11 protein-coding genes are annotated in these 9,877 nt (G+C 49.0%); 5 read left to right on the forward strand and 6 right to left on the reverse strand.

The genetic code is table 11. From position 1 onward, the window contains the following. Nucleotides 1-24: 24 nt before the first annotated feature. A complete protein-coding gene (locus ACPLJI_RS05205) occupies nucleotides 25-708 on the reverse strand; it encodes a DUF447 domain-containing protein (RefSeq protein WP_424730816.1) in 684 nt (227 codons plus the stop codon). Further along, a complete protein-coding gene (locus tag ACPLJI_RS05210; RefSeq protein WP_424730817.1) occupies nucleotides 708-1,169 on the reverse strand; it encodes a DUF2124 family protein in 462 nt (153 codons plus the stop codon). Before ACPLJI_RS05210 ends, ACPLJI_RS05205 begins: the two co-directional genes overlap by 1 nt. 81 nt (nucleotides 1,170-1,250) lie before the next feature. On the opposite strand from ACPLJI_RS05210, the gene ACPLJI_RS05215 reads away from it, so the two are divergent. Both ACPLJI_RS05215 and ACPLJI_RS05220 read left to right on the forward strand, forming a co-directional pair. Continuing rightward, complete coding sequence (locus tag ACPLJI_RS05215; protein ID WP_424730818.1) at nucleotides 1,251-1,808, forward strand: thiamine-phosphate synthase family protein; 558 nt, start codon at nucleotides 1,251-1,253, stop codon at nucleotides 1,806-1,808. Between the two features lies 1 nt (nucleotide 1,809). Beyond that, complete coding sequence (locus ACPLJI_RS05220; RefSeq protein WP_424730819.1) at nucleotides 1,810-2,814, forward strand: SIS domain-containing protein; 1,005 nt, start codon at nucleotides 1,810-1,812, stop codon at nucleotides 2,812-2,814. A 97-nt stretch (nucleotides 2,815-2,911) separates the two neighbouring features. Here the strand turns inward: ACPLJI_RS05220 and ACPLJI_RS05225 are convergent, their stop codons facing one another. From ACPLJI_RS05225 to ACPLJI_RS05240, 4 genes are all read right to left on the reverse strand, one after another. Further along, the gene (locus ACPLJI_RS05225) at nucleotides 2,912-3,379 is read right to left on the reverse strand and encodes an Hsp20/alpha crystallin family protein (protein ID WP_424730820.1); all 468 of its coding nucleotides are present in this window, start codon (nucleotides 3,377-3,379) and stop codon (nucleotides 2,912-2,914) included. After that, complete coding sequence (locus ACPLJI_RS05230; RefSeq protein ID WP_424730821.1) at nucleotides 3,342-4,352, reverse strand: NOG1 family protein; 1,011 nt, start codon at nucleotides 4,350-4,352, stop codon at nucleotides 3,342-3,344. Before ACPLJI_RS05230 ends, ACPLJI_RS05225 begins: the two co-directional genes overlap by 38 nt. Before the next feature lie 78 nt (nucleotides 4,353-4,430). Then, a complete protein-coding gene (locus tag ACPLJI_RS05235; protein ID WP_424730822.1) occupies nucleotides 4,431-5,009 on the reverse strand; it encodes a TIGR00296 family protein in 579 nt (192 codons plus the stop codon). After that, a complete protein-coding gene (locus ACPLJI_RS05240) occupies nucleotides 5,006-6,370 on the reverse strand; it encodes a TldD/PmbA family protein (RefSeq protein WP_424730823.1) in 1,365 nt (454 codons plus the stop codon). The genes ACPLJI_RS05235 and ACPLJI_RS05240 overlap by 4 nt, the downstream gene beginning before the upstream one ends. A 212-nt stretch (nucleotides 6,371-6,582) precedes the next feature. On the opposite strand from ACPLJI_RS05240, the gene ACPLJI_RS05245 reads away from it, so the two are divergent. The 3 genes from ACPLJI_RS05245 to ACPLJI_RS05255 are packed head-to-tail and all read left to right on the forward strand — an operon-like array spanning nucleotide 6,583 to nucleotide 9,733. Further along, complete coding sequence (locus tag ACPLJI_RS05245; RefSeq protein WP_424730824.1) at nucleotides 6,583-8,130, forward strand: homocysteine biosynthesis protein; 1,548 nt, start codon at nucleotides 6,583-6,585, stop codon at nucleotides 8,128-8,130. After that, nucleotides 8,127-8,513 carry a 4Fe-4S dicluster domain-containing protein gene (locus tag ACPLJI_RS05250; protein ID WP_424730825.1) on the forward strand — a complete coding sequence of 129 codons (387 nt, stop codon included), beginning with the start codon at nucleotides 8,127-8,129 and terminating at the stop codon, nucleotides 8,511-8,513. Before ACPLJI_RS05245 ends, ACPLJI_RS05250 begins: the two co-directional genes overlap by 4 nt. 41 nt (nucleotides 8,514-8,554) lie before the next feature. Then, nucleotides 8,555-9,733, forward strand: coding sequence for a GMC family oxidoreductase N-terminal domain-containing protein (locus ACPLJI_RS05255; protein ID WP_424730827.1), 1,179 nt, complete (start codon nucleotides 8,555-8,557; stop codon nucleotides 9,731-9,733). Nucleotides 9,734-9,877 lie beyond the last annotated feature (144 nt).

Here is a 9,877-nt window from a genome sequence, read left to right on the forward strand (position 1 = left end):
ATCCTGATGTGTTCCAGTTGATGGTCACTTAAAACCCTTCGACTCAAGTTCCCTTATTATCATTTTCATGGCCTCCCGTTCACGGGGTCCCCCAACCTTCCTTGCGACCCTGTTCATTTCCCTGATCCGGTCCATCAGGTCGTGGGGGTCCATGAAGCCGGCCCGGGTGTAATTTATGAGGGACTCTATAACAGCGTATATTCCCCTGTTGAGGACCATCCTGAAATCTTCACCCCTTAGAATCTCCTTGATCCCGGCATTCACGATGTGGATTTCTGTTTCACCGTAACTGTCGGTCCTCACAACCTTCTTAACGGATTCAACCTCTGCGGTGAAGAATGCATCGGCTCCCCGGAGGTGAAGGTACCCTCTGTGGGATGAGAACATCTCATGCCCCAGCTCACCAAGGGTGGCCTCGGTGAATATGAGGGGATCCAGGGTCACGTTCACAGTGAATATCCTGTTTCCGAGTATGTTCTCAAGGGTGTGGGTTCCAGGATACAGGTAGAGGGTCACACTCCTCTCACCGGTGCAGAGGACTCCGATGGGGGCAGCATTTCCCCCCATTGATTCATCCCATGATACAACTATGGTCTCATATAGCTGTCCAGGGACCATATCAAGGACCCTGAGACTGGATTCGGCGGTGTACCCTGTGCCCTCGGATGACACCCCATCTTCATGTTTTCTCTTCAAATCGATACCCATCACCTTCTGAGGACGAAACCCTCTATATCTGCGTTTATGACACAGTCAAAGTCCAGTAGGTCGTACCATCCGGCCCTTGCAAACATGTCCATGTAGCATACTCCCATGAGCATTCCTCCCTCAGCAAGGGCATCATCAGCGAGCCTTTTAACATCCTCAATGTCTGATCCGATACCTGGCATTGAGAGCCCCCCAAGCAGCACCAGGACATCAACCTTTTCAGATTTCATTTCACCAAGCTCAACACCGTACTCTGTTAATTTCAGTGCTCTTGCCCTTTCAAAGTCTGTATTGGGTATGAATATGTTATCCTTGTCCCTTGAGGCATATGCAAATAGCTGGGCAAAGGGTGTGCAGACTCCTGGTACACCTGCAAAGCCTATCCTATCAGCATCCTTAACAGCCTCCCGGAATACACCGAGATGTTCCTTTATACCCCTGAATTCCTTCACCTTCTTCATACTGACACCTCAAAACTTATACTTATAAATTAATGGTCTGCCTATAACTATTTTACTGGAATATTCTCTTTGAGTGATATCATGGAAATAGAGAACGTTAAGCTTGCCCTTGATATGCTATCATCCTCGGAATGCTTCGGGATTCTCATACCCGAGGTGAGGTCAAACCTTGTAATGGCAAGGGAAAACCCCCGTGGTATTGAGGATGTTGTGGCGGTACCCGGCAGAATCACAGAGTTTCGCGGGAGGGCCTTCGCATGCAGGGAACCTGAATTCGGGGCATCGTCCCACATGGCACGCTTCATAATAGCCCTCAACAGGCACTTTCCCTGGAAGAGAAGCGCACTTAATATTAAATTTGATGAGAGCATAATTGATATCTGTGATGACCATGGAATGGTGGTCTCATCATATGACCGTAGCCGGGAACCACCAGCTGTGCGGGAGATCGAGGGTGGCACCATACCCTGGGGTGTTGAGGAGGCCATAGGAAACTCAGAATCACCCCCCGATGTCATATACCACAGGGGTGCATGGGGTAAGGAGCCGATGGTCGTCCTCACTGGAGAAAATGCCGTTGAAGTTGCAGAGGCGGCCCTTGGAATAGCAGAGGATTATGAAAAACTTTTGGGGAGATGAAATGAAGTACCGGATGTACACAGAGCTCATGGAACAGCCAGGATCACTTAAAAGGACCCTGAAAGCTGAGGGGGACCGGATGTCCGAGATATCTGATGAGATTGCTGACTGCAGGCGCATATACCTTGTTGGCTGTGGAAGTTCACTGTCCACATGCTACAGTGCAAGGGATGCAGTTGCAATGAACTATGAGCTTAACATTGATGTCATGACCGGCTATGAATTCTACTACCACAGGAAGATTGAGGAGAGGGACTCTGTGGTTATATTCACATCCCAGTCCGGGGAGACGGCAGATACCCTCGCGGCACTTGGAAGGGCCACTGAACTTGGACTTAAAACTGTTACGATCACAAATGAACCTGAAAGTAACATGGCCTCTGAGTCCCGGAGAACCATAATAACCCGCTGCGACAGGGAGGAGGCCATACTTGGCACCAAGACCTACATGACACAGCTCCTGGCCCTCTACAGGATATTGTTTGGCATTCACACCGATGAGGTATCCGAGGGTGTGCTCTCAGAACTTGAGGAGCTACCTGATGAGATTGGGAGGCTCCTGAGGGACACCGAGGATGACTGCAGGGGTCTTGCAGAGGAGCATGCAGGGGAGGATATATTCTACTGTATGGGCAGCGGTCCGAACTATGGACTGGCATACAAGCTTGCCATGACCATGCTCATGGAGGGGGCGCTCAAACATGCGTGTCCACTCTATTCTGGTGAATTCAGGCATGGACTCATTGAGAGGGTGGAGAGGGGGGTGCCTGTGATATTCCTTGAGTCGGGCTTCCCAGGTGATGAGCTTACAGAGAGGGCCCTGAGGTTCTGTGAGAGTCTTGGAGCCCTTAACATAGTGTTCAGGATGTCTGATTACTCTGACCTCAGTCCACTGCTATCACCATTTGTGCTTGCAGTTCCCCTTGAGTGGTTCGTATACTACCTTGCCCACTTCAATGGTGAGGATCCAGGAAGCACAAGGCACATCGGCAAGGTCAGATACTAATAGATTTTTCTTTATTCAGGGTACTGGTATGAATCTGTTTTTTAGTTGATGGTGAGATTGGTCTTAGGCCGGCTGGAAACAAAATAAAATAGGTGGTTCATTCCACCTTGAGGACCTGTTTCTTTTTGACCTCCACCTTGGGGAGCTCAACTGTAAGGACGCCGTTTTCAAATTTGGCCTTGGCCTCTTCGACCTTTATCTTTTCAGGGAGCCTCATCTCCCTTCTTGCTTCACCATACTTCCTTTCCTTTTTGACGAAATTGGCCTCCTGGACCTCAACTTCCTCTTCAAAGACTGCAGAGATGGATATGGTATTTTCTGTGAGTTCTATGTTTATGTCCTCTTTCTTAACACCGGGAAGGTCAGTCTTTATGATTATCTGGTCATCTGTTTCTATGACGTCCATGTTCAGTTTTTCGGGTATGTTCTCGGTGTACTCTGATATCTTCTTCTCGAAGTCCTTCTGCATCTCTCTCATGTTCTTTATCATATCCTCCATCATTTTCTCGGCCATCAGCCTTCTCTTCTCAAACATTGTCATGGGTTTTTCCAGTTTCTTTTTCATATAAACCCTCCAGTTTTTTTACTATCTCGGAGACCCCTCTGCCCTTGAATGCAGACACCATCAGTGGTTCCTCAACCATATTAATATATTCTTCCAGATACTTAACATTTTCTGCAAGGTCCATCTTGTTGAAAACCGTGATGATTGGGGTGTCAAAGACGCCCTTTATACCAAGATAAAGGCTGTACTGGTTTTCGAGTGTGTATCCGCAGGTTTCTGAGGCGTCAAATATGAAGAGTATGACATCGGCTATGTTCTCAAGGGCAACCATGGCCTGGAGTTCAATGTTGTTCATATCCTCAACCGGCCGGTCAAGGAGCCCGGGGGTATCTATCACCTGAATTTTCCTCCATTTACGTTCAAGGTGACCTATCTGTATACCCTTGGTGGTGAAGGGGTAATCAGCAACCTCTGGTTCTGCACCGGTCAGTGTCCTGAGGAGTGTGGATTTTCCGACATTTGGAAACCCTGCTATAACCACCGTGAATGCGTCGAAGTCCACGGTTGGCATGTTCCTGAGCTTGTTCTTTGCAAAGTCAAGGAAGTCAAGGTCAGCCTCGATTCTTCTTACCACTGAGGATATCCTTCCGAACGCCTCCCTTCTCAGATTTGATGCATCTGATGGTTTAGAACGTTTGATTTTCTTCATGTAATCCGATTCAAGCTGATTGAGTATTCCAACAGCCCAGTTAAGAGCCCCAAGGGACTTTTTCAGGTCATCCACACCGACGGTTACATCGATGTAGTCCTGATAGAACTCTGGCAGTGATTCTATATCGGGTATGCGCTGGATGATCATCTTCAGACGGTCCCTTATAACCTGGCATGCTGTCTGGATGCGTGTGGATTCAATTATCCTGGCCTTTTTCTGTCCAGGAATCTTTGAACTCCTCTTGAGAGATGCGGCCTTTCTGGCCCTCCTGAACCCCTTATCAAGGAGTTCATCTGCTGTTGGAACTGTTGGTATTATCATGAAAATCACTTTTCTCCATTAATAATTCTGGAATGTACTTATTTATGCGGTGAACCTCAGGGGTATGATTCCGGGTTTTTATCTGTAATCCCTTTCACGGAATATCTGTGCCTGGAACCTGTAAACCCTTGTCTGGGGGTCATAGAAGCAGTCAGGTGGAAGTCCAGCCTTCATGCAGGTGTTGCAGAGGAACTCCTCAGCATCCCATCCCCACTCTGTTGCAACCTGTGGCAGTAGAAGGCCCCTGGCCCATCCCCTCTCAACGATGAGGCCATCAACACCAACCCTTATCCTCAGGGGATAATCAGCGGGATTTTCAACCCTGAGGGGGGTGGGTGGTGTGAGGACGCTGACCTCAACCTCTATCTCATCAAGTTCCTCGGGTTCAACAGGTGGGAACCTGGGGTCACGTGTGGCCGCGGATATGGCGGCGTCGATTAGGGCATCTATTAGGGGCCTTACCGGTTCAGGATAACCTATGCATCCCCTGAGATTGTCATTCTTCTCCAGTGTAACGAATACTCCCCTGTTCTCCCTGAATTTATCAGGAATATCCGCTGGTAATCTGAAGGTTTCAGAGCCGTGGAGGTGCTCCTCAATAACACTCCTTGCGGTTTCAATAAGCAGCCTTCCCTCCTCTCTTGATATGGATTTCATGTTCCACCAACCATCGCATTCAGTATCCTTACATGGGGTCCCCCATCACCCACAGGGACGCTCTGTCCTGATTTGCCGCAGAAGCCAATCCCCAGCTTGAAGTCCGACCCAACACCATCAACGTTCATCAGGGTCTCAAGAACGTTCCCTGAGAGTGAAACATCCCTGAGGGGCTCGCATATCTCACCATCCCTTATCCTGAATGATTCAGCCGCGTTGAACTGGAATATCCCCTTACCTGTATCAACCTGCCCTCCCCTTGAACCCCTGAGGTAGATGCCGTCACGCACATCCTCAATGAGTTCCTCAAATGATAGTTCTCCTGGTTCAAGGAATGTGTTGCTCATCCTGACAATGGGCTGGTCCCCTATGGCTGAACGTGCGTTTCCTGATGGTTCAAGTCCAAGCTTGAAGGCTGTTTCCCTGGAATTCAGGAGTGATCTTAGAGTGCCATTCTCCACAAGAACTGTCCTTGATGCACCTACACCCTCTGCATCGTAGCTGTAACTGCCAAAACCATCAATTGTGGGATCGTCAACTATGGTCACAGACTCTGAGGCGATCCTCTCACCGAGCCTGCCCTCAAGGATTGAATCACCCTGAAGTATGAGGTCGGCCTCGGCGGCATGTCCCAGGGCCTCATGTATGAAGACACCTGTAAGTTCAGGGTCTGTTATCACATGGAAGCGCCCTGATGGGGGGGAATCTGCTGATAGGAGCCTCACCGCCTTCTCACCTGTCCTGCGCCCGAATTCTTCGATGTCCTCCCGTTCAAGTATCTCAAATCCTCCTGTACCTCCGCAGCTACCATGACCAAACTGGATGCTGGTACCGTCGGATGCAACGGCATTGAGGAAGAGGGCAACCTTTGAATCTGCCATCTCAATGCAGGATCCCTCAGAGTTGAGGAAAACGGTTGAACTCTCCATATCAACGTAACTCACGGTGGTGCTCACAATTCCATCAACCGATGCCGCATGGTGAGCCTCAAATACAAGCTCCCGTTTCTCATCTGCTGGAACATCTGAGGGGACCCTTGATGATTTAACGGATGTCTTATCGTGTTGAGGGTGCAGTGAACCAACCTCAACATCACCCCTGAGGGATTCTGCCATCCTAACAGCGTGGATTGCCATCTCCTCAAGCTCTTCTGGTTTATCGGTGAATGCGAATCCCCATGAACCATTTTTAAGCACCCTTATCCTGAACCCTGCAGCCTGTCCTGACTTGACCTCCTGCACACTGCCGTCCTTGAGTATGATTGAACCTGAAGAGGACGCCCCTGCCCTTATATCTGCGTATTCAACCTTCTCAGCTATGACGCTGAGTACCCTGTCCAGATGATCCATATCGATATCCATTTCCCATCAGCCTTCAAGAAGTTTCTTTAGGTTTATCTGTTGGTGGAGCCTTATGATTCTTTTGCATGTTTGTGGAGTTATTGGATTAAGTTTGTAGAATGCCATTGCAGCAGCCAGATACTGGATCCAGGGGTCAGTAGATAAATTATTTAAATGAACACCCATATACCAACTAATCAGTTCATTTTACAGATAGCACCGGATGTGGTATATTGAAGACAATTGAGGAAATAAACCAGAAGATCAGGGATGGGGATGCTGTCGTCGTAACTGCAGCTGAGATGACAGCAATTGTGGCTGAAACCGGACCAGAAGCTGCTGCAAGGGAAGTTGATGTTGTTACAACCGGTACATTTGGTGCTATGTGCTCATCAGGTGCTTTCCTCAACTTCGGACACTCTGATCCACCAATAAAGATGTCAAAAACCTACCTGAATGGTGTGGAGGCATATTCAGGTCTTGCAGCTGTGGACGCCTACATAGGGGCAACACAGCCAAACAGGGACCCTGAGATAGGCCTCAGCTATGGAGGTTCACACGTCATTGAGGACCTCATAAGGGGAAAGGAGATAGAACTGGTTGCAGAGGCCTATGGTACCGACTGTTACCCATTAAAGAGCGTGGAAACCCTCATAAGCCTTGAGACAATAAACCAGGCGGTCATGGTAAACCCCAGGAACTGCTACCAGAACTACGCTGTTGCCGTCAATTCAACCCAGGAGACCCTCTACACCTACATGGGAACACTACTTCCAAATTACGGTAATGTAACATATTCAAGTGCAGGGGAGCTGAGCCCACTCATCAACGACCCCTACTTCCAGACGATAGGTGTTGGCACGAGGATATTTCTGTGCGGTGCAGAGGGCTATATAATCGGTGAGGGTACACAGCACTCAGCGGATGTGGACAGGAAAAATGGTGTTCCTGTTTCAGCCGCAGGGACCCTCATGCTCAGGGGTGATATGAAGGGGATGGATCCTGAATACGTGAGGGGGGCGACCATGCCAAGGTACGGTCCCACACTCTATGTTGGGGCGGGAATACCCATACCAGTGCTCAATGAGGATATAGCAGCTGCAACAGGAATATCAGATGAGGAGATAGTGTGCAGGGTGATAGATTACGGTGTTCCAAGAAGATCAAGACCGGTTGTCATGGAAACAAATTATAAGGAGCTGAAATCTGGTAAAATTGAAATAAATGGTGTTGAGGTTCCAACATCCCCACTTTCATCACTTAAAAAGGCAACGGAAATTGCAGAGGAACTGAAATCATGGATTGAAAGGGGAGATTTCCTCCTCACAGAACCCCTAAAACACCTACCATCAAGGGGACATTCCACAAAGCCACTTGAAATAAGGAGACCCTCAATAATGGTGAGGGAACTTGAGAGCAAACCTGTCATAATGACCCATGAGGATGACGACCTCAGGGAGGTGGCAAGGAAGATGGTTAACAACAACATAAACCATATACCTGTTGTTGACAGCCAGGGCATCCTCAGGGGTATTGTGACATCATGGGACATTGCAGATGCAGTTGCAAGGGGTAAGAAAAGCCTTAAGGATGTAATGACCCGTAGGGTAATCGTAGCACGGGAAAATGAACCGGTTGATGTTGTTGCAAGACGTATAGATAAATACAATATATCTGGTTTACCGATAGTGGATGAAGAAAATCGTGTGAAGGGTATAATCACAGCAGAGGATATTTCAAGGCTGATAGGAAAACTGGAAAACAGGGGAGAGTCAATATGAAGGCCTGGCTTAAATTCTCACCTAATATAGTTAACAAATCCATAATCTCAGAGGCAATAAAGAGGTACGACATTGACTTCAACATACTCCGTGCCAACATCACCCCCCGTGGAGGTAAGATGCTCGTTGAGATAAGCGGTCCTGAGGAGAAGGAGGGAATAGAGTTCATAGAGGGCGCTGGAATTGAGGTTCACCCTGCAATGAGGGTGGTGAAGAAGGACAGGGATAAGTGCGTGGACTGTGGGGCATGCGTCTCACTCTGCCCTGTGAGTGCCATATACATCGAGGATGACTGGGAGATCAGGATTGACGACCAGAAATGTATAGGATGCAGTTTCTGTGTCAATTCATGCCCTACAAGGGCCATAATGCTATTTGAATGAAATCAGATAAAGTTTTCAGATCCTGAAAAACAGGTGAATTGATGGTTCTCATAGTCGGATCAGGGGCCTCAGGGGCAACCCTTGCAAGGGAACTTGCAGTGGGGGGATCTGATGTTACCGTAATAGAAAGGGGTCCATACGTTCAGGATAGGGATGCATTCATGTGCTACGATGAGAGTTCAGATGACCCTGACCTTCTCAAAACAAGCTGCGTGGGTGGATCGACCCTGGTGGCAGCAGGTAACGCCGTCAGAGTCCTTGAGGACACGCTGAAGGATTATGGCGTTGATATAACAGCCGATCTCGATGCCATCGAGAGGGAACTTGATGTGCGGGAACTCCCTGATACACACACTGGGAGGGGGACTGCACTCCTCATGGATGCAGCCGAGTCCCTTGGACTCAAAATCAGGAGGATGCCAAAGTTCATAAGACCCGAAAAATGCATACCCTGCGGTAAATGCTCCTTCGGCTGCCCCAGGAGTGCCAAATGGTCTGCAAGGGAATTCATGGATGAGGCCATTGAACACGGGGCGGTGCTGGTTGAGGGGACAGAGGCAGGGAATCTGATCCTTGAAGGGGGAAGGATTAAGGGTATTGAAACATCCGCGGGTAGTTTCCATGATGAAACAGTTGTCCTGGCGGCGGGGGCAGTTGAAACCCCCAGAATCCTCATGAGGGCGGGTATCGATGCAGGCAGGAGGTTCTTCATGGACACCTTCGTTACAGTGGGGGGCATACTTGATGGGATTGGATTCTGTGATGAGGTCCAGATGAATGCTCTCATTGAAATGGATGGCTTCATACTGGCACCCCACTTCTCAACCCTTCTATTTCCTGAGAGGAACAGGAGGGATGTCCTTGGACTCATGGTCAAGATAAGGGATGAGGCCTGCGGCCGTGTGGAGGCTGATAGGGTTGTGAAGCACCACACCCCGAGGGATGTGAGGTATCTTGCTGAGGGCGCTTCCCTTGCAGGGGCGATTCTATCCGGGGCGGGTGTGCGGGCAGATACCCTGCGATCCACACGCCCCCGTGGAGCCCACCCGGGGGGTACAGCGGCCATAGGGGATGTTGTGGACGAGAACCTTGAAACATCCATCCCTGGTCTCTTTGTGGCCGATGCCAGTGTCCTGCCTGAGGCACCGGGGGCCCCACCAATCCTCACTCTCATGGCACTTGCAAGACGCCTCGCAAGGCACCTGGCATCTGATCTGTAATCTTTTCAACCTTTTAATGCAGCATCATTTCTGTCTCTGGAGTGATATAGAGATGATTGTTTGTTCATGTCCTTTTTTTCTGGAACCAAAAAACCAGTATAGAGATGATTGTTTGTTCATGTCCTTTTTTTCTGGAACCAAAAA

It is taken from the genome of Methanothermobacter sp. (genome assembly GCF_049720995.1).
GTDB lineage: Archaea > Methanobacteriota > Methanobacteria > Methanobacteriales > Methanothermobacteraceae > Methanothermobacter.